This is a genomic window from Roseomonas sp. HF4 (assembly GCF_005222755.1).
In the GTDB taxonomy this organism is placed as follows: Bacteria; Pseudomonadota; Alphaproteobacteria; order Acetobacterales; family Acetobacteraceae; genus Neoroseomonas.
Window position 1 is genome coordinate 174,327 of sequence record NZ_STGD01000010.1, and the last position, 24,200, is coordinate 198,526.

At 72.9% G+C, this 24,200-nt stretch carries 23 protein-coding genes; 15 read left to right on the forward strand and 8 right to left on the reverse strand.

The window, feature by feature from the left end; genetic code table 11:
- Nucleotides 1–3: 3 nt before the first annotated feature.
- Nucleotides 4–435 carry an HPr kinase/phosphorylase gene (locus E8M80_RS16295; RefSeq protein ID WP_137126765.1) on the reverse strand — a complete coding sequence of 144 codons (432 nt, stop codon included), beginning with the start codon at nt 433–435 and terminating at the stop codon, nt 4–6.
- A 106-nt stretch (nt 436–541) separates the two neighbouring features.
- Here E8M80_RS16295 and E8M80_RS16300 point away from each other — a divergent pair, with 106 nt between their 5' ends.
- Together E8M80_RS16300 and E8M80_RS16305 are read left to right on the forward strand one after the other, a co-directional pair.
- Nucleotides 542–1,474, forward strand: a complete 933-nt coding sequence (locus tag E8M80_RS16300; protein ID WP_137126766.1) for a threonine/serine dehydratase — start codon at nt 542–544, stop codon at nt 1,472–1,474.
- Between the two features lie 64 nt (nt 1,475–1,538).
- The gene (locus tag E8M80_RS16305) at nt 1,539–2,654 is read left to right on the forward strand and encodes a class I SAM-dependent RNA methyltransferase (RefSeq protein ID WP_137126767.1); all 1,116 of its coding nucleotides are present in this window, start codon (nt 1,539–1,541) and stop codon (nt 2,652–2,654) included.
- Nucleotides 2,655–2,756: 102 nt separating this feature from the next.
- Here E8M80_RS16305 and E8M80_RS16310 read toward each other — a convergent pair whose 3' ends face one another.
- The gene (locus E8M80_RS16310) at nt 2,757–4,184 is read right to left on the reverse strand and encodes a L,D-transpeptidase family protein (protein WP_170979456.1); all 1,428 of its coding nucleotides are present in this window, start codon (nt 4,182–4,184) and stop codon (nt 2,757–2,759) included.
- Between the two features lie 112 nt (nt 4,185–4,296).
- On the opposite strand from E8M80_RS16310, the gene E8M80_RS26300 reads away from it, so the two are divergent.
- The 4 genes from E8M80_RS26300 to groL all read left to right on the forward strand — a co-directional run bounded on the left by E8M80_RS26300 (nt 4,297) and on the right by groL (nt 7,412).
- Entirely contained in the window at nt 4,297–4,476 is a 180-nt protein-coding gene (locus E8M80_RS26300) for a hypothetical protein (RefSeq protein WP_206035648.1), read from the forward strand.
- A gap of 130 nt (nt 4,477–4,606) precedes the next feature.
- Nucleotides 4,607–5,059, forward strand: a complete 453-nt coding sequence (locus E8M80_RS16320) for a nucleoside deaminase (protein ID WP_240790074.1) — start codon at nt 4,607–4,609, stop codon at nt 5,057–5,059.
- 57 nt (nt 5,060–5,116) lie between these two features.
- Nucleotides 5,117–5,587, forward strand: coding sequence for a DUF4214 domain-containing protein (locus E8M80_RS16325; protein ID WP_137126769.1), 471 nt, complete (start codon nt 5,117–5,119; stop codon nt 5,585–5,587).
- A gap of 205 nt (nt 5,588–5,792) precedes the next feature.
- Entirely contained in the window at nt 5,793–7,412 is a 1,620-nt protein-coding gene (groL, locus tag E8M80_RS16330) for a chaperonin GroEL (RefSeq protein ID WP_137126770.1), read from the forward strand.
- 45 nt (nt 7,413–7,457) lie between these two features.
- Here the strand turns inward: groL and E8M80_RS16335 are convergent, their stop codons facing one another.
- Nucleotides 7,458–7,748 carry a hypothetical protein gene (locus E8M80_RS16335; RefSeq protein ID WP_137126771.1) on the reverse strand — a complete coding sequence of 97 codons (291 nt, stop codon included), beginning with the start codon at nt 7,746–7,748 and terminating at the stop codon, nt 7,458–7,460.
- A gap of 118 nt (nt 7,749–7,866) precedes the next feature.
- On the opposite strand from E8M80_RS16335, the gene ppsA reads away from it, so the two are divergent.
- The 4 genes from ppsA to E8M80_RS16355 all read left to right on the forward strand — a co-directional run bounded on the left by ppsA (nt 7,867) and on the right by E8M80_RS16355 (nt 13,707).
- The gene (gene ppsA, locus E8M80_RS16340; RefSeq protein ID WP_137126772.1) at nt 7,867–10,251 is read left to right on the forward strand and encodes a phosphoenolpyruvate synthase; all 2,385 of its coding nucleotides are present in this window, start codon (nt 7,867–7,869) and stop codon (nt 10,249–10,251) included.
- A gap of 63 nt (nt 10,252–10,314) precedes the next feature.
- A complete protein-coding gene (locus E8M80_RS16345) occupies nt 10,315–11,970 on the forward strand; it encodes an NAD(P)/FAD-dependent oxidoreductase (RefSeq protein WP_137126773.1) in 1,656 nt (551 codons plus the stop codon).
- Nucleotides 11,967–13,223 carry an aminopeptidase gene (locus E8M80_RS16350; RefSeq protein WP_137126774.1) on the forward strand — a complete coding sequence of 419 codons (1,257 nt, stop codon included), beginning with the start codon at nt 11,967–11,969 and terminating at the stop codon, nt 13,221–13,223. The genes E8M80_RS16345 and E8M80_RS16350 overlap by 4 nt, the downstream gene beginning before the upstream one ends.
- Nucleotides 13,224–13,230: 7 nt before the next feature.
- Entirely contained in the window at nt 13,231–13,707 is a 477-nt protein-coding gene (locus tag E8M80_RS16355; protein WP_137126775.1) for a hypothetical protein, read from the forward strand.
- On the opposite strand, the gene E8M80_RS16360 is transcribed toward E8M80_RS16355, so the two are convergent.
- Entirely contained in the window at nt 13,670–15,034 is a 1,365-nt protein-coding gene (locus E8M80_RS16360; RefSeq protein WP_137126776.1) for an MmgE/PrpD family protein, read from the reverse strand. The genes E8M80_RS16355 and E8M80_RS16360 overlap by 38 nt on opposite strands.
- Before the next feature lie 228 nt (nt 15,035–15,262).
- On the opposite strand from E8M80_RS16360, the gene E8M80_RS16365 reads away from it, so the two are divergent.
- Together E8M80_RS16365 and E8M80_RS16370 are read left to right on the forward strand one after the other, a co-directional pair.
- The gene (locus tag E8M80_RS16365; protein WP_137126777.1) at nt 15,263–16,021 is read left to right on the forward strand and encodes a hypothetical protein; all 759 of its coding nucleotides are present in this window, start codon (nt 15,263–15,265) and stop codon (nt 16,019–16,021) included.
- 35 nt (nt 16,022–16,056) lie between these two features.
- Nucleotides 16,057–17,112, forward strand: a complete 1,056-nt coding sequence (locus E8M80_RS16370; RefSeq protein ID WP_137126778.1) for an SDR family oxidoreductase — start codon at nt 16,057–16,059, stop codon at nt 17,110–17,112.
- 190 nt (nt 17,113–17,302) lie between these two features.
- Here the strand turns inward: E8M80_RS16370 and E8M80_RS16375 are convergent, their stop codons facing one another.
- From E8M80_RS16375 to E8M80_RS26960, 3 genes are all read right to left on the reverse strand, one after another.
- On the reverse strand, nt 17,303–18,160 hold the full coding sequence (locus E8M80_RS16375) for an amidohydrolase family protein (RefSeq protein ID WP_137126779.1): 858 nt from the start codon (nt 18,158–18,160) through the stop codon (nt 17,303–17,305).
- A 331-nt stretch (nt 18,161–18,491) separates the two neighbouring features.
- On the reverse strand, nt 18,492–19,586 hold the full coding sequence (locus E8M80_RS16380) for a potassium channel protein (protein ID WP_137126780.1): 1,095 nt from the start codon (nt 19,584–19,586) through the stop codon (nt 18,492–18,494).
- A gap of 34 nt (nt 19,587–19,620) precedes the next feature.
- Nucleotides 19,621–21,141, reverse strand: coding sequence for a hypothetical protein (locus E8M80_RS26960; protein ID WP_137126781.1), 1,521 nt, complete (start codon nt 21,139–21,141; stop codon nt 19,621–19,623).
- Nucleotides 21,142–21,276: 135 nt separating this feature from the next.
- On the opposite strand from E8M80_RS26960, the gene E8M80_RS16390 reads away from it, so the two are divergent.
- The 3 genes from E8M80_RS16390 to E8M80_RS16400 all read left to right on the forward strand — a co-directional run bounded on the left by E8M80_RS16390 (nt 21,277) and on the right by E8M80_RS16400 (nt 23,677).
- Nucleotides 21,277–21,987, forward strand: a complete 711-nt coding sequence (locus E8M80_RS16390) for a VWA domain-containing protein (RefSeq protein WP_137126782.1) — start codon at nt 21,277–21,279, stop codon at nt 21,985–21,987.
- Nucleotides 21,984–22,673 carry a molecular chaperone DnaJ gene (locus E8M80_RS16395; RefSeq protein WP_137126783.1) on the forward strand — a complete coding sequence of 230 codons (690 nt, stop codon included), beginning with the start codon at nt 21,984–21,986 and terminating at the stop codon, nt 22,671–22,673. Before E8M80_RS16390 ends, E8M80_RS16395 begins: the two co-directional genes overlap by 4 nt.
- Before the next feature lie 263 nt (nt 22,674–22,936).
- Nucleotides 22,937–23,677 (forward strand): YbaY family lipoprotein, encoded by a 741-nt coding sequence (locus E8M80_RS16400; protein WP_170979457.1) that lies wholly within the window; start codon nt 22,937–22,939, stop codon nt 23,675–23,677.
- A gap of 210 nt (nt 23,678–23,887) precedes the next feature.
- Here E8M80_RS16400 and E8M80_RS16405 read toward each other — a convergent pair whose 3' ends face one another.
- Nucleotides 23,888–24,178, reverse strand: a complete 291-nt coding sequence (locus E8M80_RS16405) for a DUF1330 domain-containing protein (RefSeq protein WP_137126785.1) — start codon at nt 24,176–24,178, stop codon at nt 23,888–23,890.
- Nucleotides 24,179–24,200: the final 22 nt, after the last annotated feature.

The following is a 24,200-nucleotide window of genomic DNA, read 5'->3' on the forward strand; positions in this document are numbered from 1 at the left end:
CCATCACGCCGCGAAGGCCCCGGCGCGCTGCGCCAGCCGGCCGAGCGCCGCATCCAGCGCATAGCCGAGCTTATCGCAGGCCGAGGCGTCGAAGCCGTGCAGCGCGACGCGCGGCACCTCCGCCGGCGCCCAGCGCGCGGGCAGCGGCAGCCGCGCCACCGCCTCCCGCGCCACGAGTTCGGCAACCAGCGCAAGGCGTGCGCCGCGCGCCACCGGCAGCCCCTGGAAGATGCCGAGGCCGCGCACCTCCAGCATGCCCTGCAGCGCTGGCGGCGCGGCCACGCCGAAGCCGTCCAGCACCACCTGGTCGTCGGCCACCAGCGACCAGCCCCGGCCCATCAGCCGCAGCAAAAGGTCGGACTTGCCGGCGCCCGGCGGGCCCAGCAGCAAAACGGCCGCTCCGTCACGCGCGGCACAACTTCCATGGACCAGCATCCCAGCAGGGCCACCCTGTCAGCGCGCCGGACCATGGCAGAAATGGGGCATCGGGGAAAGCGCCCCGCCGATGGACGCCGCCGGGCCTCGGTGTCACCTTCCGAATATGCCGACCCAGGACGACATCCGCGCCGCCGCGGGGCGCATCGCCCCCCATGTCCGCCGCACGCCGGTGATCCGCCTCGCCCCCGCGGAGACCGGCCTCGACGCGCCGCTGACGCTGAAGCTCGAGCAACTGCAGGTGACGGGGTCGTTCAAGCCGCGCGGCGCCTTCAACCGACTGCTCTCGGCCAGGGTGCCGGCGGCGGGCGTCGTCGCCGCGTCCGGCGGCAACCACGGCCTGGCGGTCGCGCATGCCGCGCAGGTGCTGAAGATGAAGGCCGAGATCTTCGTCCCGGAGATCACGCCCGAGGCCAAGCGCGCGCGCATCGCCGCGACCGGCGCGACGCTCACCGTCGGCGGCACCGCCTACGACCAGGCCCGCCAGGCCAGCGAGGCCCGCGCCGCCGAGACCGGCGCGCTGATCGTGCACGCCTACGACCAGGAGGAGGTCCTGGCCGGCCAGGGCACCGTCGGCCTGGAATTCGAGGAGGACGCGCCGGAACTGACCCATGTGCTGGTCGCGGCCGGCGGCGGCGGCCTCTATGGCGGCATCGCCTCCTGGTACGACGGCCGGATCGAGATGGTGATCGTCGAGCCCGACGAATGCCCCACCCTGTTCGTCGCGGGCATGGCGAGCCAGCCGATGGACGTGCCCTCCGGCGGCATCGCAGCCGACAGCCTGGGCGCGCGCCGCGTCGGCACCCTCGCCTTCGAGATCATGATGCGGCAGGGGGGGCGCTGCGTGGTGGTGAAGGACGACGCGATCCGCGGGGCGCAGCGCTGGCTCTGGGACCGGCTGCGCATCGTGGCCGAGCCTGGCGGCGCGACGGCGCTGGCGGCGATCCTCTCCGGCGCCTGGGCGCCGCCCAAGGGGGCGCTGGCGGGTGTCGTGGTCTGCGGGGCGAATTGCGACCCGGGCAGCGTCGCCGGCACATGACGCCGCGGCGGGCCCGCCGCCGCCCTGGCCGCGGCACCGCGGCGCCGCTACACCCGCCCGGCCCATGAAGCCGGACACCGACCTCGAGATCTTCCTCGCCACCGCCCCGGGGCTCGAGGCCGTGCTGGCGGAGGAAGTCGGCCTCAAGGGCTTCAAGCGCCCGAAGGCGGTCCCGGGCGGCGTCGTCACGCGCGGCGCCTGGGCCGACGCCTGGCGCGCCAATCTCTGGATCCGCGGCGCGACCCGCGTCCTGGTCCGCATCGCGGGCTTCCACGTCACGCATCTCGCGCATCTCGACAGCCTGGCGCGGCGCGTGCCCTGGACCGCGCTGCTGCGTGCCGACACCCCTTTCCGGATCGAGGCCACCTGCACGAAGTCGCGCATCTGGCATTCCGGCGCCGCCGCCGAACGGATCGCGACCGCCATCGCCGCGACCACGGGCGCCCGCCACGACCCGGAGGCCGAGGTCACGGTGATGGCGCGCCTCGACCACGACCTCTGCACCCTCAGCCTCGACACCTCGGGCGAGCCGCTGCATCGCCGCGGCTTCAAGCAGGAGGTCAATGCGGCGCCGCTCCGCGAGACGCTGGCCGCCCTGTTCCTGCGCCAATGCGGCTTCGACGGGACCGAGCCGGTGCTCGACCCGATGTGCGGCTCCGGCACCTTCGTCATCGAGGCCGCCGAGATCGCCGCCCGCCTCAACCCTGGCCGCGCGCGGCACTTCGCCTTCGAGAAACTGGCCACCTTCGATGCGGACGCCTGGGCGCGGATGCGCGAACCCAAGACCCGCCCGCCGCCCGCCGCGCGCTTCGTGGGCGCCGACCGGGACGCCGGGGCGGTCGCGATGAGCCGGGCCAATGCCGAACGCGCCGGCGTCGCGGCCTGGACGGAATTCCGCGTGGCCGCGGTCAGCGAGGCCCGCCCGCCCGAGGGCCCGCCGGGCCTGGTGATGGTCAACCCGCCCTACGGCACGCGGCTGGGGGAGGCGAAGTCCCTGGCCCCGCTCTACCAGGCGCTCGGCCGGACGCTGGCGGCGCATTTCGGCGGCTGGCGGGTCGGGCTGCTGGCGGCGGACGCGAAACTGGCCCACGCCACGGGCCTGCCCTTCCTGCCGCCGGGACCGCCGGTGCCGCATGGCGGCCTGCGGGTGACGCTGTTCCGGACGGCGGCGCTGCCCTGACGGCGGGGCGGGCCGCGCCGTCCCGGAAACGCAACCGGCCGGAGGGCGACAGGCCCCCGGCACTCCGGGGCCGAGACTCTTCACGCAGCCAGGGGCGCGCCCCTACGCAACCGGCTGCTTCTGCAGCCGCCGCCAGAGTTCCTCGTCGCGCCCGTAGAAATCGTCGTGGACCTTCACCACGCCGTCGGGATCCGCGACCGCGGTCTGGTACGTCACGAAGACCGGCATCGGCCTCGGCAGCGCCGTCCGCGTCGTGCGCCCTTCCTCGATCCTCCGCTCCACCGCCTCGATCGGCTCGCGCAGCAGCCGTGCCGCCAGTTCGCGCGGATTCTCGACGCGGATGCAGCCGCGGCTCATCCGCCGGTTGCTCCGGCTGAACAGGTACCGGCTCGGCGTGTCGTGCAGGTAGACGTCGAACCGGTTCGGCATCTCGAACAACAGGAAGCCGAGGCCCGCATCAGGCCCTGCCGATTGCTCCACCTCACCGTTCGGCAGCAGCCTCATCCTGTTGCGCGCGAGGTAGTCCGGGTCGCGCTCCAGCCGCGGCAGGATCTCCAACGCGACGACGTCGCGCGGCACGATCCAGGGCGGGTTGAAGAAGCTCGCCTCGATCAGCGCGTCAAACTCGGGGCTCTGGTTGCGTTCGGAATTGTCGCCGACCACCACCCGCGTCGTGAATGCCGGATATGCGCCATGATACATCACGAGCTGCTGTTCGGGCACGTTCACCCAGACGCGCTCCGACGGCAGCGTACGCGGCAGCCAGCGCTCCCGCTCGAGGCCCACGACGATGCTCCGGTGCCGCTCCGCCGCCGCCCGCGCAGCCGCCGCCGCCGCCCGCCGGCTCAGGCCCGCCCGCCGGGCGCGTGGCTCCTCGCGCGGCGCGCGCAATTCCTCGCGCAAGGCCCGGTAGGTCGTCGTCGCCGGCGCCAGCGCCTCGATCGCCGACACCGGATCCCACCGCCCGATCGCCGCATCGACGGCCGCCGAGACGTCGATCCGATCCGGCGCCAGTGCTTCGAAATCCTTCCGCCGTTCCACCGGCACCGCGCCATGCGCCAGCGCATCGGCATAGGACAGCACCGCGTCCGTCAGCAGCAGCTCCCGCCGCAGCGGCGAGACCTGCCACCGCCGCTCCAACAGGGGCGCGTGGAACAGTTCCGGGTCAAGCCCGTGGTCGCCGGCGCGCAGCACCGCGGCCACCATCGCCTCGGCCTGCGCTCCGCGACCAGACCAGACCGGCGTGAAGCTTCGCTGCCCATAGAACCGCCGCAGCGCCTCCGCATTCAGCCGCCCGCCGGCCACCACCGGCCCGCCCGGGGCGTTGATCATCCGGCCGAGGTCGTTGTCCGCATCGGTCAACTGCAGCGGCAGCGGCCGCGGCGGACCCGACGCACATGCCCCAAGCCCGCATGCCGAGGCGATCGCCATCACCCCGCCCGACAGCGCCCCGCGACGGGAAAGACCGGTCCGGTCGGATGCCACTGCCTGTTCCTCGTCCATCCCGGCCCTGCGCTGCGGCGTCAGCACCACCTCTGCTCCATGATTCCTGGCCATCCGTGTAACGGGTCGTTTGACTTCGCCCGGAGAAATGCCCTTCAATCACTTATTATCCAAGAGCCGATCGAAGAAGGAGATGCAGATGTCCACTGCCCCCAAGCCGTCCCTGCGCGCCCGTTTCCTGCGCCGCTCGGCAATGCTCGCGCTGCTGGCGCCGGTGCTCTTCGCCGCCGCCTGCGCGCAGCAGCCCCCGCCGCCCGCCCCGGCCCCGGCCCCGGCCCCGGCCCCGGCCCCCGCGCCGGTTCCCGCCGCACGCGGCTGACGGGCGGGGCGCACCCGCACGCGGCGCGCCTCCGCCTTCGGGCCTGGTCCGCCCCTGGACCTTGCATGCGGCCGGCATCGCTGCCGCCGCAACCCGGCGCGCTGACTTGCGCCGGGCCTGCTGCCCTGCGATGGCGCGTGCCGTGACGCCCATGGACCTCGCCCTCGACCAGGCCCGCGCCGCCGCTGCGCGCGGGGAGGTCCCCGTCGGCGCCGTCGTCACCGACGAGGCCGGGACGCTCCTCGCCGCCGCCGGTAACGAGGTCGAGGCGCGGAACGACCCGTCGGCCCACGCAGAACTGCTGGCGCTGCGCGAGGCCGCGCGCCGCCTCGGGTCACCTCGCCTGCCCGGCTGCACCTTGACCGTGACACTCGAGCCCTGCCCGATGTGCGCCCAAGCGGCGTCCTTTTTCCGCCTCAGGCGCCTGGTCTTCGGTGCCTACGACCCCAAGGGCGGCGGCGTGGACCATGGCGCGCGCGTCTTCGCCGCGCCGTCCTGCCACCACGTGCCGGAGGTCATCGGCGGGTTGCGCGAAACAGAGGCCGCCGCCCTGCTGCGCGCCTTCTTCGCCGCGCGCCGTTGACCTCGGCGCCCGGATCGCCATTCATCGGCCCGCGCCACCCACGGAGGATCCGCCACGATGCGAGAGGTCAACGGCACCGAGCTGCTCGCCGGCAGCGATCACGAATTCGTCGTCAACCTCTACACCGTGATCCTGAACCGCTGGCCTGACGAGGACGGCTACCGCCACCACCTCGAGAAGGTCGAGAACCGTCCCGACCAACGCCGGCGCATCGTCACCGATGTCGCCAACAGCGCCGAGGCGCGCGGCCTCGGCGTGGTGCTGCGCTTCGAGGGGGACCCACCGCCGGCGCCGCCCGGCGCGAAGGCAGCGCCAGCGCCGGCCGCGGCGGCCGCGGCGCCGGCGCCCGCCGGCGGCGACCTCGCGGACGCGCTGGCGCGGCTGCGCGCCGGCCTCGAGGCCATGCGCCCGGCCGAACTCGCCGCGGCGCAGCGCCTGCTGGCCGAGACGCTGGCCGCGCTCGCGGCACACCAGGCGGACCGGGTCGAGGCCCGGCTCGCGGCGCTCGAGGCCCGCCCCGGCGCGTGACCGCGCAGCCGTTTCGCGGCAGGCCGGGACAAGGCATACGGCGCGCCCTGCCCGTCGCGACCGCCCATCGCCGCGAAGCGCGCGCAATCCCGGCAAGACGCGCCCCGCCGCGCGATTGACCTGACGCAAGGACGGCCAGACTCAGCCCTGCATGATGGTGCATCCAACCCTGCGTGCAATGGCGCGCGAAGAAGGGTGCTCCATCATGACCCACAAGAAGGTCCTGTTCCGTTCGGCGGCGCGCGAGCGCATCCTGCGCGGTGCCGCACAGCTCGCCGACGCGGTGCGCGTCACGCTCGGGCCCCGGTCCAAGTCGGTGCTCATCCAGCGCAGATGGGGCACGCCGCTCGTGTGCAACGACGGCGTGACCATCGCCAAGGAATTCGACCTGCCGGACCCGGAGGAGAACCTCGGCGCGCAGATGCTGCGCCAGGCCGCCGAGAAGACCGGCGACGTCGTAGGCGACGGCACCAGCACCGCGACCATCCTGGCCGAGGCAATGCTGGCCGAGGGCATGCGCAACGTCGTCGCCGGCGCATCGGCTGTCGACATCCGCCGCGGGCTCGAACGCGCCGCGCGCGCGGCGACCGGCGCGCTGCAGGCCATGGCGCGCCCGGTCCGCACGCGGGCGGAACGCGCGCAGGTCGCCGCCATCTCCGCGCATAACGACGACGCCGTCGGCGCGCTCGTCGCCGACGCGATGGAACGCATCGGCCCCGAGGGGGTGATCACGGTTGAGGAATCCAAGACCACCGAGACGGTGCTCGACGTGGTCGAGGGCATGAAGTTCGACCGCGGCTACGTCTCCCCCTATTTCGTCACGGACCCCGAGAAGATGGAGGCGGTGCTGGAGGACGCGCATGTCCTCGTCACCGACCGGCGGATCGGCGCCATCAAGGACCTCGTGCCGCTGCTCGAGCAGATCGCCAAGACGGCGCGCCCGGTGCTCGTGGTGGCCGAGGACATCGAGGGCGAGGCGCTCGCCACCCTCATCGTGAATCATGTGCGCGGCGCGCTGCGGTGCTGCGCGGTGAAGGCGCCGGGCTTCGGCGACCGGCGGAAGGCGATGCTGCAGGACATCGCCGTCCTCACGGGCGGCGAGATGGTGTCGGAGGAACTCGGGCTGACGCTCGAGAAGGCGACGCTCGCCGCGCTGGGCCGCGCCTCGCGCGTGGTGGTCGACAAGGAGGACACGATCATCGTCGGCGGCGGCGGCGACAAGGCGCAGATTGCCGCGAGGGTCGAGCAGATCCGGCGCGAGATCGAGCGCGCCACCGGCGACTACGACCGGGAAAAGCTCGAGGAACGCCTGGCGAAGCTCGCGGGCGGCGTCGCGGTGATCCGCGTCGGCGCGCCGTCGGAGGCCGAGATGAAGGCGAAGAAGGACGGGCTGGACGACGCCATCAGCGCGACCAAGGCCGCGGTGGCGGAAGGGATCGTGCCGGGCGGCGGGCTCGCGCTGCTGCGCTGCGCGGCGGCGGTGGACGCGGCGGCGGCAGAGGTGGACGGAGACGAGCGCACGGGCGTGCGCATCCTGCGCCGTGCCCTGGAGGCGCCGGCGCGCCAGATCGCGGAGAATTCCGGCGTGGATGGCGGCGCCGCGGTGGCACGCATGCTGGACGCCGCGCCCGGCATCGGCTTCGACGCGGCTCGGAAGGAGTATGTCGACCTGGTCGAGGCCGGCATCGTCGATCCGGCGAAGGTCGTGCGCATCGCGCTCGAGAACGCCGTCTCGGTCGCCGGCATCCTGCTGCTGACCGAGGCGACGATGACCGAGATCCCGGAGGAGGCGAAGGAGCGCGCGGCGCCCGAAGTGCCGCTGTAGCGCGGCGCCGGGACACCCGGCCCGTCCCCTGGCAGGGGAACGCCGCTATTCCCAGCCGAGGCCGCCCGGCGTATCCGCGGGGGCGCTGCGGCCGGCCAGGTCGCGGTCCAGCCGCTCGATGGCGGCGACGGCCAGGGCGGCCGCCTGCACGAGCCGCTGCCGCGCCTCGTCGAAGGTGCCCTCCCGCGCCTTGACGCGCGCCCAGCCGGCGTAGTCGGCGATCAGCTGCGCGAAGGCGTCCATCGTCATGGCGTCATCGTGCTCGGCGCCGCCCCAGCGGCCGTCCTGGCGCGCGCGTTCGGCGGCGACCTCGGCGAGGATCCTGTCGGCGTCCATGGCGTCCTCCGTTCGTGCCGCATGCTCGCCGCGCGGAACGCGCCGCGCCTTGCGCCGCATCAAGGCGCCGCCACGCCGCCCGCGCGCATCTGGACGCCACGCGACGGGAGGAACCGCCATGCAGGACGATGCGGTGCTGTGGTTCGGCGATGTCGGCATCGGTGATGTCGGGCGCGTCGGCGGCAAGAACGCCTCCCTGGGGGAGATGCTGCGCGGGCTCGCGGCGGCCGGGATCCGCGTGCCGGACGGCTTCGCGACCACGGCAGCGGCCTTCCGCGACCACCTGGCGGCGAACGGGCTCGGCCCTGTCATCGCCGCGCGGCTCGAGGACTACCACGCCAGCCGGGCGAGCCTGCAGGAGGCCGGCGCCGCGATCCGGCGCGCCATCCTCGACAGCGCGCTGCCGGCCGCGACGGCGGAGGCGATCCGCGTGGCCTACCGCGAACTCGCGCGGCGCACCGGCCGGGCGGACCCGGCGGTGGCGGTACGCTCCTCCGCCACCGCCGAGGACCTGCCCACGGCCTCCTTCGCTGGGCAGCAGGAGACCTTCCTGAACGTCCGCGGGGAGGGCGCGCTGCTGGACGCCTGCCGCGCCTGCTACGCATCGCTCTACACCGACCGTGCCATCTCCTACCGGGAGATGCAGGGCTTCGAGCACGACAAGGTGGCGCTGTCGGTCGGCGTGCAGCTCATGGTGCGCGCCGATACCGGTGGGTCGGGCGTGATGTTCTCGATCGACACGGAAAGCGGCTTCCCCGGCGTGATCGTGATCAGCGCCGCCTGGGGGCTGGGTGAGACCGTGGTGCAGGGCCTGGTCGATCCCGACCGCTACCTCGTGTTCAAGACCCCGCTGGACGACGCGGCGAAGGTGCCGATCCTGGAGAAGACCTGCGGGGCCAAGGCGCGCAAGATGGTTTACGGCGCCGGCGGCAGCGCGCGCACGGCGCTGGTCGCGACGCGCCGGGCGGAACGCGAGGGCTTCGTCCTGGCCGACCACGAGATCCTGGCGCTGGCGCGCTGGGCGGTCGCTATCGAGGCGCATTACGGCCGGCCCATGGACATGGAATGGGCGCGCGACGGCGAGACCGGGGAGCTCTTCATCCTGCAGGCGCGGCCCGAGACGGTGCACGGCGCGCGCCAGGGCGCCATGCTGCGGTCATGGCGGCTCAAGGCCAAGGCGACGCCCATCCTGACCGGCGCCGCGGTGGGGGAGGCGATCGCCGCCGGCCCCGTGCGCGTCGTGCACGACCCCTCGGGCATCGCCGACTTCCCCGAAGGCGCCGTGCTGGTGGCCGAGGCAACCGATCCCGATTGGGTGCCGCTGATGAAGAAGGCGGCCGGCATCGTCACCGACCATGGCGGCGCCACTAGCCATGCAGCCATCGTCAGCCGGGAACTCGGCCTGCCGGCGGTGATCGGCACCGGCCGCGCAACGGCGGTGCTGAGCGACGGGCAGGAGGTGACGCTGTCCTGCGCCGAGGGGGACGAAGGCCAGGTCTTCGACGGCACCCTGCCCTTCGAGGCGCGCGACATCGACCTCGCCTCGATCCCCGAGACGCGGACGCGGATGATGCTGAACATCGCGAGCCCCGCCGGGGCGATGCGCTGGTGGCGCCTGCCGGCGGCCGGCGTCGGGCTCGCGCGCATGGAATTCATCATCAGCGCGGTGGTGAAGGCGCATCCGATGGCGCTGCTGCGCTTTGACGACTTGCGGGACGCGGAGGCGAAGCGCGAGATCGCGCGCATGACACGGCGCTTCCCCGACCGCGCGACCTATTTCGTGGACACGCTGGCGCGCGGCGTGGCGCGCATCGCCGCCCCCTTCCATCCGCGGCCGGTCATCGTGCGGCTGTCCGACTTCAAGTCAAACGAATACGCCCACCTGGTGGGCGGCGAGCAGTTCGAACCGGCGGAGGAGAACCCGATGCTCGGCCTGCGCGGCGCGTCGCGCTACTACTCCGACCGCTACCGCGACGGCTTCGCGCTGGAATGTCGGGCGATGCGCAAGGCGCGCGACGAGATCGGCTGCGACAACATCGTGCTCATGGTCCCCTTCTGCCGCACGCCCGCCGAGGCCGACCGCGTTCTGGCGGTGATGGCGGAACACGGGCTCAGGCGCGGCGAGGGCGGGCTTCAGGTCTTCGTGATGTGCGAGATCCCGTCCAACGTCATCCTGGCCGAGGCCTTCGCCGCGCGCTTCGACGGCTTCTCGATCGGCTCGAACGACCTGACGCAGCTGGTGCTGGGCGTGGACCGGGATTCGACGGAACTCCGCGCCCTGTTCGACGAACGGGACCCGGCCGTGAAGGCCATGATCGCCGAGGTGATCCGCCGCGCCCATGCCGTGGGCTCCAAGGTCGGCATCTGCGGCGAGGCACCGTCCAACCACCCGGATTTCGCGGCCTTCCTGGTCGAACAGGGGATCGATTCCATCTCGCTCAACCCCGATGGCTTCGTGGCCGCGGCGAAGCGCGTGGCGGAGGCCGAGGCCGCGCGCGGCTGACCCGGCGCTTGCGGCGCGCGCGCCGGCGCCCGACACTCCGTCCCGCCAGGAAACGGAGGCGACATGTCCGAGGTCACGTCCCGCGACGGCGCGGGCACACAAGTCTTCGACGCGCTGATCGTCGGCGCGGGCTTCGCGGGCCTGTACCAGTTGCATTGCCTGCGCGACCGGCTCGGCCTGTCGGCGCATGTGCTGGAGGCGGCCGACGGCGTCGGCGGCACCTGGTGGTGGAACCGCTACCCCGGGGCGCGCTGCGATTCCGAAAGCCACGCCTATGCCTTCTATTTCTCCGACGAGCTGCTGCAATCCTGGGACTGGTCGGAACGCTACCCGCAGCAGCCGGAGATCCTGCGTTACCTGAATCATGTCGCGGACCGGCTCGACCTGAAGCGCGACATGACCTTCGGCGCGCGCGTCGCGGCGGCGGAATGGGACGGGGCGGCGACGCTCTGGCGCCTGCGGACAGAGGACGGGCGGCGCTACGCGGCGCGCTACCTGGTCACGGCGGTGGGCTGCCTGTCCTCGGCCAATGTGCCCGACATCCCGGGGCTCGGCGATTTCGCGGGCGAATGGTTCCACACCGGCACCTGGCCGCACGGGGGCGTGGACGTGGCGGGCAAGCGCGTCGGCATGATCGGCACGGGATCGACCGGCATCCAGGCCGCGCCGGTGCTGGCCGAGGCCGCCGCGCATCTCACGGTCTTCCAGCGCACGGCGAACTACTCGATCCCGGCGCGCAACCGGCCGCTGGACGACACCTTCAAGGCCTGGGCGAAGGCGCATGCGGCCGAGATCCGGCAGGCGATGCACAGCACCCCGAACGGCCATCCCTGGCCGCTCGGCGAACGCTCCGCGCATGATGTGGACGACGCCGAGCGCGAGGCGCTGTACCGCGCCGCCTGGGAGAAGGGCGGCCTCGCGCTGCGTGCCACCTTCCGCGACATCCTGACCGACCGCGCGGCCAACGCCACCGCCGCGGCGTTCATCAAGGCCCGCATCCGAGAGGTGGTGAAGGACCCCGCCACCGCGGCGCTGCTGGCCGAGGTCGACCACCCCTTCGCGACCAAGCGCCCGCCGATCGACACTGGGTACTTCGAGACCTTCAACCGCGACAACGTGACGCTGGTGGATGTCCGCGCCGACCCGGTCGAGCGCATCACGCCCACGGGCGTCAGGCTGCGCAGCGGCACGGAGCATCCACTCGACATCATCGTCTTCGCGACGGGCTTCGACGCCATGACGGGCGCGCTGCTGCGGATGAACGTTACCGGCCGCGACGGGCTGCCGCTGGCCGAGGCCTGGGCGGCCGGGCCGCGCACGCATCTCGGCCTGCAGGCGGCGGGCTTCCCGAACCTGTTCATCGTGACGGGGCCGGGCAGCCCGTCCGTGCTGACCAACATGCCGGTCGCGATCGAACAGCATGTCGAGTGGATCACCGATGCCATCGCGCATCTGCGCGCAACCGGCGCCGCCACGATGGAGCCGACCGAGGACGCCATGGACCGCTGGGTGGCGCATGTGAACGACGCGGCCAACGCGACCCTGATGCCCGAGGCCGGCCATTCCTGGTATCTGGGCGCCAACGTGCCGGGCAAGCCCCGGGTCTTCATGCCCTATGCCGGCGGCATGGCGCGGTATCGCCGGATCTGCGCCGAGGTCGCCGCGAACGGGTATGAGGGCTTCGTGCTGGCCGGCGACCGCGCAAGGGTGCCTGCATGAACGACCATGTTTCCGTCTCCGCCCCCCTTGCCTTCGAGGCGAAGCTCGACCGGCTGGCCGACCTCGCCGTCCAGGTCGGGCTCGGCCTGCAGCGCGGCCAGGAGGTGGTGATGACCGCCTCGCTCGAGCATGTGGCGCTGGCGCGGCGCATCACGGAGGCCGCCTATCGCGCCGGCGCCTCGCTCGTGACGACACTGTTCCACGACGACCGCGCCGTGCTGGCGCGCTACCGCCTCGCCGCGGACGACGCCTTCGACGTGGCGCCCGCCTGGCTGTTCGACGGCATGGCGGCGGCCTTCCGCGGCGGCGCCGCGCGGCTCGCGATCGTAGGCGACGACCCGATGCTGCTGGCGCAGGAGGACGCGGCCCGCGTCGCGCGCGCCAACAAGGCGCGATCCAAGGCCTATCGGCCGGCGATGGAACTCATCACCACCTCGGCCATCAACTGGACGCTGGTGGCGGGCGCGACGCCGGCCTGGGCGCGGGCGGTCTTCCCCGAGATGGATGAGGCCGCGGCGGTGGCACGGCTCTGGGATGCAATCTTCGCCGCGTCCCGCGCCGATGCGCCGGACCCGGTCGCGGCCTGGGCGGCGCACAACGCGGCGCTGGTGGCGCGGCGCGCGATGTTGAACGAACGCCGCTACGCCGCGCTGCGCTTCACCGGCCCGGGCACCGACCTGGTGGTGGGGCTGGCGGATGGCCATGCCTGGTCGGGTGGCGTGACCACGGCGCTGAACGGCGCCACCGGCAACCCGAACATCCCGACCGAGGAAGTCTTCACGACCCCCCATGCCGCGAAGACCGAGGGCGTGGTGGCGGCGACCAAGCCGCTCGCCTACCAGGGCACGCTGATCCGCGACATCCGCGTGCGCTTTGCCGGCGGCGTCATCGTCGAAGCGAGCGCGAGCACCGGGCAGGACGTGCTGCAGCGGATGATCGACACGGACGAGGGCGCGCGGCGCCTGGGCGAGGTCGCGCTGGTGCCGGCCGCCAACCCGATCGCGGCCACCGGCATCCTGTTCCTGAACACGCTGTTCGACGAGAACGCGGCGAGCCACATCGCGCTCGGCCAGGCCTATTCCAAATGCTTCGTGGACCAGGATCTGACCGAGGCAGAGCTCGACGCGCGCGGCGCCAACCGCAGCCTGATCCATGTCGACTGGATGATCGGTTCGCCCGAAACCGACGTGGACGGGATCGACGCCGAGGGCCGCGCCGAGCCGCTGATGCGCCAGGGCGCCTGGGTGCGCTGAGGCACGCTTGGAGGTCCTCTACGCGAACAGGCGCGCCTGGCGCGTGCGGCTGCTGCAATGGGGGTTCTGGGCGGTGGCGGCGCTGTTCCTGGCGCTCGGGCTGCTGATCCGTATGGGCAGCGGCGACCAGGACGCCACGGCACTGCTGATCCTGGCGCCCATCATGGCGGCCTTCGCGCTCGGGATGGAGCTCTACCGCTCGCTCTACGTCACGCGCATCGCGGCGGACGGTTCGGGGGTGGAGGTGGAGACGCTCGGGGCGATCGGGCGCCACACGCGGCGGCTCTCCTGGGACGAACTCGTCACGGCGCCGGCGCGGCGCGGCGAATGGCATGCGCGCGGCCAGGCCTCGACCGCCGCGCTGCTCCGCCCGCCAGGCGCGCGGCTGCCATGGATCATCGACACGACCGAGGACGACTTCCGGGAGGAGCCGATCGCGCGCCGCCTCAGCCGCCGGGGACGAGAAGCGCGGACACCGCGCTGACCTCGCCGCCCTGGGCGAGACGCAGCACCGCGTCGCGCAGCCGCGTCACCTGCGCGGCGCCGAAGACCGGTTCGACATTGGTACGGAACTTGTCCTCGAGCTCCGCATCGCTCAGCGGCGCGCCGGGGTCGCCCTTGGGCAGCATCACGATATCCTGGAACGACGTGCCGTCCTCCATCGTGATGGTGACGCGGGCCGGGAAATTCGCGGGGTAGAGCGTGTTCAGCTCCGGGTCGGCGATGACCTCGGTGCGGGCCAGCACCTGGCGGATCATCGGGTCGTGGATGCGGCCTGGCGCGAACTGCGCCTGGGTCAGGGCGCCATCCACCGCGGCGGCGGCGATGCAGTAGGGCACGGAGACGCGCGCGGCCATGACCGTCGCGGCCTCCTTGCTGGAGAAATGGCTCAGCACCGTGTTGTAGGTCTCGTTCGTGATGCGCGCGATGCGCGCGGGGTCGGGCCGGTGCTTCGCCACGATCGAGAGCGTCGCCTGGATCGGCGAATGGCTCGCGAGGATCGACGGGAAGAACTTGAAGCCGTTCTGCAGGATCTCCCAGTCCGAGCCGAGGCCCTTCGTCAGCGCCGCCGCGTCGGGCTCAAGCGAAAAGGCGGCGAGGTAGCCCTTCGGGTGTTCCAGGATGCCGGGCGGCGCCGTCATGCCGAGATCCGCCAGCTGCGCCGAAAGCACGCCGTTCAGCGCCGCCTTGCCCGGATGCAGGCTTTTCGTCATGTCGCCGGATTCGAAGAAGGTGTTGAGGCCCGCGGCCTGCGTGCCCGCGAGCCCGAGCGCGCGTTGCACGCCATCGGCGTCGAGGCCCATCGCATGCGCCGCGCTCGCCGCGCCGCCGAAGGTGCCGTTCGTCGCGGTCGAATGCCAGAAGCGGTAATGCGTCGGCATCACCGCCATGCCGACGCGCACGGCGACCTCGTAGCCCGCGACCACGGCCGCCAGCAGCCGCGCGCCCGACAGGCCCCGCGTCTCGGCCAGCGCGAGAGCCGCCGGCACCACGACCGAGCCCACATGCAGAAGCGCGCGCTTGTGCGTGTCGTCGTTGTCGGCGGCATTCACCAGGATGCCGTTCGCCAGCGCGGCGAAGGCCGGCTGTGCCGAGACACCGCGTGCACCGATCACGCCGGCGCCCGGTGCGGCCGGATACATCGCCGCGATGTCGCGCGCGATCCGCGCCTTGGCGGGATCCTCGGTCCATGCGGCAACCGCGCAGCCCAGCGCGTCGAGCACCACGCGCGCCGCCTGCGCCGTCACCTCGGGCGGCAGGTCCTCCGGCCGCAGGGCGGCGACGAATTCCGCGAGCGCGCGCGTCGTCATGGGCGTTCCTCCGATCCTTGTTGCCGCGGAGCGTGGCCGGGCGCATGGCGGCTTGCAAGGCCGCGTCCTCGGTTGACGGCCCACGCCTTGACGACCAGCGGCCCGGGCGCCTGGTCCGTTGCGAAGCGGTCGGGAACGATCCTTCCGGAGGGGCGGTCCCAGAGCCGTTGACGACTATGGAGTTAGAGTCGACGTTGATTTCCTACCCCCGGTTGAGAGCGACCCATCATGGATTTCATCGTTGGCATGTGCTGCTACGACGGCGGCGAGGGCAGTCGGGACTTCGGCAACGCCGGCGTCCTGGACCGATTGCGCGCCCTCAAGCTCTCGATGTTCCAGGCGTTCGGCAGCCAGCTGGACGACACGAAGCTCTATTGCTTCGTCGCGCCGGAGTTCTTTTTCGGCAGCCAGGCGTTGCCCAAGGCGGAGTTCAAGACGCTGGTGAGCGCGCTGAAGGATCTCTACGCAGCGCGCAACCTCATCCTCGTTCCCGGCTCCATGGTCACGTATTCCGGCAGCAAGAAGGATGCGCTGGCGACCGACTACCTGAACCGCGTGCCGATCCTGTATGGCGGTCAGTTCATGGAATACGACAAGAGCAGCTGGGGTGGCGAAACCGGTGCCGGCGGCGTCGGTCAGTTCCGGCAAGGCACGACCGACAACGACTTCAAGCTCCGGTTCGGCGGCCGGTCATACCGCTTCGCCATCGAGGTCTGCATGGAGCACGACATCGGCGTGCTGGCGCAGCGCAAGCCCAACAAGATGTACGACGTGCACATCGTCACCGCGAACACCGTGTCGCACAAGGCGACGAACGCGCGCGCCAACCATTTCGTCCTGCACTGCAACGCCAGCAACTCGGCTCCACAGAATCGCTGGAACACCGGCAATGGCTCGATGATGGTATTCGATCAGCATGACACGCCGATTGCGCCGACCCGGGCGATCGGCGACGAGATCAGCGTTTGGGAGCTGGTTCTCCCGTAGCGGCGCGCGTCGCCCGGCATCATCGGAGTTCCAGCATGACTGCAGACCGCACCCTGCTCGTCGCCGGCGCCAGCGGCGCGGCGGCGACGCGCATCATGGAACGCGCGGCCGCGACGCCGGACATCGAGGCGGTCGGCCTGTCCCGCCGCCGCCCCGCGGGCGCGGGCGCCTGGATCGAGGCGGACCTGACCGACCCGGCCGGGCTGCGTGCGGCGCTCGCCACGCGCCCCGACATCACGCATGTCGTCTACGCCTCCCGCGCGCCGCACGGCGAAAGCGGCGTCGAGGACGTGGCGGCGAACGTCGCGATGCTGCGCAACTTGCTCGACGCGGCGGAGGCGGCGCTGCCGCGCTTCGCGCACATCCACATGATCCACGGCGGCAAATGGTACGGGCTGCACATCGGCCCCTTCCGCACCCCTGCGCGGGAGGACGACCCGCGCCACATGCCGCCCAATTTCTACTACGACCAGCAGGACCTGGTCGCCGCGCGGCAGCAGGGCAAGGCATGGTCATGGTCGGCGAGCCGGCCGAACTTCGTGCTCGACGTGGCGCCCGGGCGGGCGCGCAACATCGTCTCGACGCTCGGCGCCCATGCCGCGATCTGCCGCGAGTTGGGCGTGCCTTTCGACTTCCCCGGCAGGCCCGGCGCCTGGACCGCGCTGCACGAGGTGACGGAGGCGTCGCTGCTGGCCGAGGGCGTGCTCTGGATGCTGCGGGAGCCGCGCTGCGCCAACCGCGCCTTCAACATCACCAATGGCGACGCCTTCCGCTGGTGCGACCTCTGGCCGCATATGGCGGAGCTGTTCGGCCTGCCCTGCGGCCGACCGCGGCCGATGACGATGGCGCGCTGGATGGCGGACAAGGACCCGGTGTGGGAGGCGATCCGCGCGCGCCACGGGCTGGTTCTGCCGCTGGCGCAGGTCGCGTCGTGGGACTTCGCGGATTTCTTCCTGAACATGGACTACGACGTGCTGGCGTCCATGACCGCGGCGCGCAGCGCCGGCTTCACGGGCTTCGTCGATTCCTGGGCGATGTTCGACCGCCAGGTGGACGGCTTTCGGGCCGCGCGGGTGCTGCCGCCGCGTTAGTCCGCCGGGCACATGTTCGGCCTTGAAGGTCGGGGGAGGAGAACCTCCCCCGATCCCCCTCCCTTCTTTGGCACCTGGCGCCGGTCCCGGGAGGTCGGCGCCAGATGACAAGGAAGGTTGTGGGGGGGGCCGAGGGGAGAGATTCCCGTCTCCCCCCGCGTCATGCGCTCGACGACGCGGGGTGCCGGCGTCAGAACCCGTAGAGCCGCGCCGGGTTGTCCACGAGCACGCGCCGCCGCTCCGCGGCCGAGGGTGCCCATTCGCCCAGCCGGTCGAACAGTGCGCCATCCTCCGGCATCCAGTCCGACAGGGACGGGTGCGGCCAGTCCGTCCCCCAGAGGCAGCGGTCCGGCGCCGCATCGAGCAGCGCGCGCGCGAAGGGCGCCACGTCGTGGAAGGGCGGCCCGGCCGAGGAGATACGGTAGCCGCTCAGCTTCACCCAGGCGCGCCCGGTCTCGAGCAGCGCCAGCAGCGCGCGGAAGCCGGCGCCGTCGAGCCCGTCGGCGGTGCGCACGCCGCCCATGTGGTCCACCACCACCTCGACCGGCAGCGCCGCAAGGCGCGGGGCGAGGTCCGCCAGGATCGCCCCGGTCGCATAGACCTGCAGGTGCCAGCCGAGCGGCGCGATCCGCCGCGCCAGCGCATCCAGCTGGTCGAGCGGCGTGCCGTTGCCCGACACCGCGTTGAACCGCACGCCGCGCGTGCCCTTGGCGTGCAGGTCGGCCAGCGCGGCGGCGTCGAAGCCGTCGTCCACCACCGCCACCACGCGCGCGCGGTCGAGCCCGAACCGCGCCGCGGCATCCAGCGAGCACGCATTGTCCGTGCCGTAGACCGAGGGCTGCACGATCACCATGCGCTCGATCCCGAGCGCCTCGGCGACGCGCAGATAGGCCGGGATCAGCGCCGGCGCCGGGTCGTAGTGCCGCCCGGCATCGAGCGGGAAGCGGTCATAGGGTCCGAAGATGTGGAAATGGCAGTCGCAGGACAGCGGCGGCGCGCGCCAGGACGGGTGCGGCGTGACGTCGAGCGGGGGGAGGCAGGCATGCATGGCGCGGGCTCCGGCGGCCGGCGCGGTTTGCCGGATGGCCCGGCGCATCCGGCACGGGGGCAGCCTAGGGGAAGGCCTGCCGATGGGGAAATGCCCGGCCGGGTCGCGCTCGCAGTCCTGCCGACGCCGCAGTCGCGGGACCGGTCGCGAGGACGCGGCGACGGCGCGGGCTGAACGGCCGGGGTGATGGCCGTGGATGGGATGGCGCGAGAATGGGCGTGAAAGAAGGGAACGTCTCCCCTCGGCGCCCCACCCACCAGGGTCCTCGCCAATTGCCAGGGAAGGGAGGGGGCATGGGGAAGGTGCCCCTCCCCCGACCTTCCCGGCAATATCAGTCGCCGGCTACCATCCGAGCCAGCGCCTCGACCTCGGCCTTCCGGTCCTCGCGCAGGATGACGTAGATCGCACCGGCTTCGACATCCTCGGTGCCGGCGGGGTTCAGGCGCGCCTCGCCGCCCGGCGGGCTGTAGGCGATCGCGGTGCCGAGGCCGCGCTCGGCCAGCACCGCGGCCACCTTCGACCACGGCCCGCGCCAGGGCTTGGGCAGCACGACGCGGAACAGCTCGTTGCCCTCGGAGGAGAACAGGTCCTCGAGCAGCCGCTCGGCGCCCGGCGCCACCAGCGCGCGGGCCAGCATCTCGGGATAGGTGCGGAGCGGCCGCACCGCGGCGGCCGCGCCGGCGGCCAGCAGCCGGGCGCGATTGCGGTCGTCCACGCATTCGGTGACGACGGTGGGCGGCGCTCCGTCGGCCATCGCGCGCACCCGCGCCACCACATCCGCCGAGATCGCGTCCGAGACGGCATCCTCCGGCCGTTCGGCCAGCACGATGACGGCCGCCGCGCGCGGCGCATCCGCCAGGCGAAGCGCATCCTCGTCGGTCGGCGCGCCCTCGACATGCACCAGGCCCTCGTCGCAGAGCGCCTGCGGAAGGCCGTCGGGACGCCCGGCGAAGGCACGTGTCAGCAGCAGCATCGGCACCTCGCGATACCCCGGCGTGCCGCGCAATTGTCGCACGAGCCCACGGAAGAAGCGCACGGCATCGCCCTCCGGCGTGCCGACGACGAGCACATGGCCGTCCATACCCCACCCCCAGGATCCGCTGCGCTTGCGCGCGCGCACTTCTTCCCGCCACTCGAACCAGTCGGATGCGACCTTGGCCACGACGAAGACGCCACCCAGTAGCAGCAGCAGCACCGTCGCCGCCCGGCCCGGCACGGTCTTCGGCGTGACGTCGCCGTAGCCCACCGTGGTCAGCGTCACGACGGCGAGCCACAGGCTCTCATCCGGCGCCAGATCCTCGAACACCGCCATGGCGGCGACGAACAGCGCCACCATGGCGGCCAGCCAGGCAAGCGGGTAGCGCAGCCGCGGCCGGCCGTGGCGCCACCGCTTGCGGCGCCAGACCAGGCGGAAGGCGGTCAGCACGGCGCCGCCCCCGGCGGGCGGTGCGCCGGGGACCTCATCGGGCCTCGGCGGTCACCCCGAACATGCGCTGCGCGTCACCGGCGCTGCCCGGCGGGCCGCCCTGCAGGTCGCCGAGCTTGATCGGCTGCGGCGGGTTGACGCGGATCGCGACCGTCTGCGCCTCGCCCCGGATGAAGCGCTGCACGGCGTTGCGGATCGGGTCGAGCGCGGCCTGTCCGGGCTGGCTCAGCGCACCGCCGGCCATGGCGGCGAACTGCTCGCGCAGCTGCGGCTCGGGCGTGCGGGTCTGGGCCGACTGCATGGCGACGAAACGCCGGAACAGCGACGCATCGGCATAGGTCAGGCCCATCGAGATGAGGCGCATCTCCTGGAAGGCGGCGGACTGCGCGCGCGCCTGCGTCACGCCGTCCATCACCAGTGAGAAGGACAGCGTGCCCACATCCCGGCCCGCCACGGTCAGGTCGCTGAGCTCGACCCGGCCCGTCCCGGCGTCATAGGTGGTGCCTGCGGTGATCTCGGCCTCGACCGCCTGGTAGCCGAAGCGCGTCAGCCATTCGGCCAGCATCGGCACGGGTTCGACGCGGATGCCGCGGAAGGCGATCGTGCCCGTGCCGGACCCGTCGGGGCGCGTGACGTCGGCGGTGAGGCGCATCTCGCGCATCGCGCCGACCGAGCGGCCACCGCCGGTCATCGTGAGCCCGTCGGCCTCCATCGTCGCGCGGCCGACCATGTTGGGCGGTGCCTGCTCGCGCATCAGGGCCGAGACGTAGGCGCCGATGTCGATCCCCTCGAGCGCGAAGCGTGCCAGGCGCACGCCGTCGACCACGCCGCCGTCGAGGCCGTTCAGCGCAAGCCCGATCATCGCGAAGCGCACGGGCTGGCCGGCGATCCAGTTCTCGAGCGAAACGGAGGCGAGGCGCATGTCGAGGTCGCCCGAGGTCTGCACCCCCTCGAGCGTCAGCGCCTCGAGCCGGACCTTCTCGGGGTCGGGCGGGCCGCCGGCCGCGGGCGGCACGGTCAGGCCGGCGACGCGCAGGCGCGCGACGCGCACCTCGGTGTTGCCCTCCCGCGTCGCGAAGCCCGTGATCACGGCCTCGGTCACGCCGTCGGGGCGGAGCCCCGCGATGGTAACCTCGGCCGCCGTCGCGCGCTTCGAGTCCTGCTGGAGCACGACGCCGCTCATGCGGACCTGTTCCCCGGTGGCGTCGAGCGCCTCGGCCGTGGCGTAGGTCAGCTGCACGCGCGCCCCGAGCATGCCGCGAAGCCGCGTGATGGCGGCGGGTTCGTTCGCCGGCACGGCAGGCGCGGCGACAGCCGGAGGCGGCGCGGCGGGCGGTGCCTGGACCACGGGGGGCGCCGGGGCCACGCGCGGCGCGGGCGCCGGCTGCGCCTGCATCGGCGCGCCGAGCGGCGGGGGCTTCGCGGTCGGCAGCGCCTGGACCGGCGCGCCGGGTGCGGCGGGCTTCTGCGCCGCCGCCATGCCGCCCGCCAAGGCCACGCCCGCCACGGTTGCGAGCGCGAGAGCCCTGAAGCCGGTCGTACCTGTCACCTTCATCCCGGGACCCCTCCTGTTTCGGCCGTGCAGTAAACCCCGGCCGGCCATCCCGCGCCAGCATCGCGGCCCAGCCCTTGGCGCGGAGTGTGAGCGATTTCACATGAGGGACCGAGAAGGGACATCATCGCAACCACCATGAGCCGCCCCCCCGCCCGCACCGGTCCCGGCACCGACGTCGCCACCTTCCTCGACAAGGTCGCGCGCATGCCCGCCGTGCGACCGGCACGGGGGAAGCCGGGGCGGCTCGTGTTCTGCGTGGATGCCACGGCGTCGCGCCAGCCGGCCTGGGACCGCGCCTGCGCCCTGACCGGCGAGATGTTCCTCGCGACCCGCGACCTCGGCGGGCTGGCTGTTTCGCTGGCGTATTGGCGGGGCTTCATGGAATTCGCCGCCACACCCTTCCTGACCGACGGCGCGGAACTGGCGCGGCGGATGTCGACCGTCACCTGCCTCGGCGGGCAGACGCAGATCCTGCGCGCGCTGCGCCACACCCTCGCCGAGACACGGCGCGACAAGGTGGGCGCGCTGGTGCTGGTGGGGGACGCGGTGGAGGAGGATGTCGACGCCGCCTGCCACGCGGCCGGGGAGCTCGGCCTGTTCGGCACGCCGGTCTTCTGCTTCCACGAGGGCGCCAACCCGGTCGCGGGCAACGCCTTCCGGCAGATGGCGAAGGTGTCGGGCGGCGCCTATGCGCCCTTCGATTCCGCGGCCGCCGGCACGCTGCGCGACCTGCTGCGCGCGGTCGCGGTCTTTGCCGCGGGCGGGCGCCCGGCGCTCGCGGGACTCAAGGGGCCGGTCGCGGCGCGGATCGCGGGGCAATTGCCGGCGCCGGGGCGCGGCCGATGACCTGGCTCGCGCTCGGCGCCGGGGCGCTGCTGGTGCTGGGTCTGCTGGCGCGTGGCTTCGCCAACGCGCCGGTGGCGCGCGTGAAGATGGCGCTGGCCTGGGTGGTGGGCGGCATCGGGGCCGTGCTGCTCACGGCGCTGCTGCTCAGCGGGCGGGGGTTCCAGGCGCTCTGGACGCTGGCCTTCCTGGCGCCGCTGCTGCTGCAGGCCTGGCGGTCCTGGCGCAGCGCGCGCACCTTCGCCCGCGGCGGCCAGGCGAGCCCGGGGCAGGAAAGCCGCGTCGAGACCGCGATGCTCGAGATGGTGCTGCACCACGACAGCGGCCGCATGACCGGCAGCGTCCGGCGTGGCCGCCATGCCGGGGCGGACCTCGGGGACCTCGATCTGCCGGCGCTGCGCGACCTGCTGGCGGAATGCGCGGCGGAGGACCCGGAGAGCGTGCCGCTGCTCGAAGCCTGGCTCGACCGCAGCCACCCGGACTGGCGGGAGGGCGCCGCGCCGGCGGCGGACGGGCCGCTGACGCGCGCCGAGGCGTTCGAGATCCTGGGCCTGGCGGAGGGAGCGAGCGCGGCCGAGATCCGCGCAGCGCATCGCCGCCTGATGCGCACGGCGCATCCCGACCAGGGCGGCAGCGCCTGGCTGGCGGCACGGCTGAACGCGGCGCGGGACCTGCTGCTCAACGCCTGACGCCGGGCGCCGCGCCGCCGCGCGGCCTGGCATCGCGGCACAGGCCGCGGCGCCCGTTCGGGCGCTCGGCCCTGCGGGCCGGAGGTCGAACCTTCGTCCGCCGGTTATCGCCGCCCCCAACGCCGTGGAGGTTCGGGTTTCGGCACGGCTGGCGTGCGGCATGCAGCGCCTGCATCACCATGGCCCGCCGCGCGCATTCGGCGCCATGCGGGGGCGCCCTTCATGCCGGAAAACAGCCCCACGGGGCGTTATGCTGCGGCGCCATGGACACGCCACGCCGCATCTTCCTGTTCCTAGGCCTTGCCGCGCCCGCCGCGGCCGAGGGCGCCGCCATCACGGGCACCGCGACCTACCGGGAACGCATCGCACTCCGCCCCGGCGCGGTGCTGGAGGTGGAACTGCTCGACATCTCCCGCGCCGATGCGCCGTCCGAGCGCATCGCGGCCGCGCGCATCCCGGTGACCGGGCAGGTCCCGATCCCCTTTTCCCTGCCTTACGACCCGGCGCGCGTGTCGTCGCGCGGCCGCTATGCGGTGCGCGCGCGCCTGCTGTTCGGCGACCAGGTCGCCTTCCGCAGCGACGCGGTGCATCCCGTGCTGTCGACGGGCGCGGGCACGACGGCCGAGATCCTGCTCGTCCGCGCGCGGGATGGCGCGGCGGCGCCGGGCGCGGACCCGGTCGGCCCGCTCTGGCTGGCGGAGGATATCGGCGGCCGCGGCGTTGTGGACCGGCTCCAGACGACGCTCACGCTCGATGCCGCCGGCCGCGCCTTCGGCAGCGGCGGCTGCAACCGCTTCACCGGCGGCTACGTGCTGGACGGCGCGAAGCTTCGCTTCCAGCAGATGGCCAGCACCCAAATGGCCTGCGTGCCCGCCGCGATGGACCAGGAACGGCGCTTCCACGAGGCGCTCGCCGGCGTGCGCGGATGGCGAACGGAGAACGGCCTCCTGCACCTGACGGATGAAGCGGGCGCGACGCTCGCGCGGCTGTCCCGCGCGGGGTGAGGCGGGTGCCGGCGCGGCCGGCGTTCATGCGAATCGCACGGGTTCCGACTTGCGGCACAAAGGGCCGAGGCCGCGACTGCGGCCTGCCCGGCGTCCAAGGGGCAGGAAGGTGAAGCCTTCTTGCTCCAGAAAACAATTATCCAGAGCAGCTTATGTCCGATCGGATGGAACCGCGCGGCGGTTCCATCCGATCGGACGCTGCTCCAGGTGTCAGCCCGGCCCGTCGACGATCACGAGGCTGCCGCTGGAGCTACCCTGCCGCAGCCCGATCACCGCCTGGTAGGCGGGGGAGGCGTACCAGCCCTCCGCCGCCTCGCGGGACGGGAATTCGATGATAACGGTGCGCTGGTGGGGCCAGTCGCCCTCGAGCACCGTCAGGTGCCCGCCGCGCACCACGAAGGTGCCGCCGAAGGTCGCCAGGGTCGGCATCACCTGCTGGCGGTAGGCATCGAACATCGTCTGGTCGTGGATGGTCTCCAGCGCGATCACGTAGGCCTTCATGACGCCCTCCCGGGTTGGACGC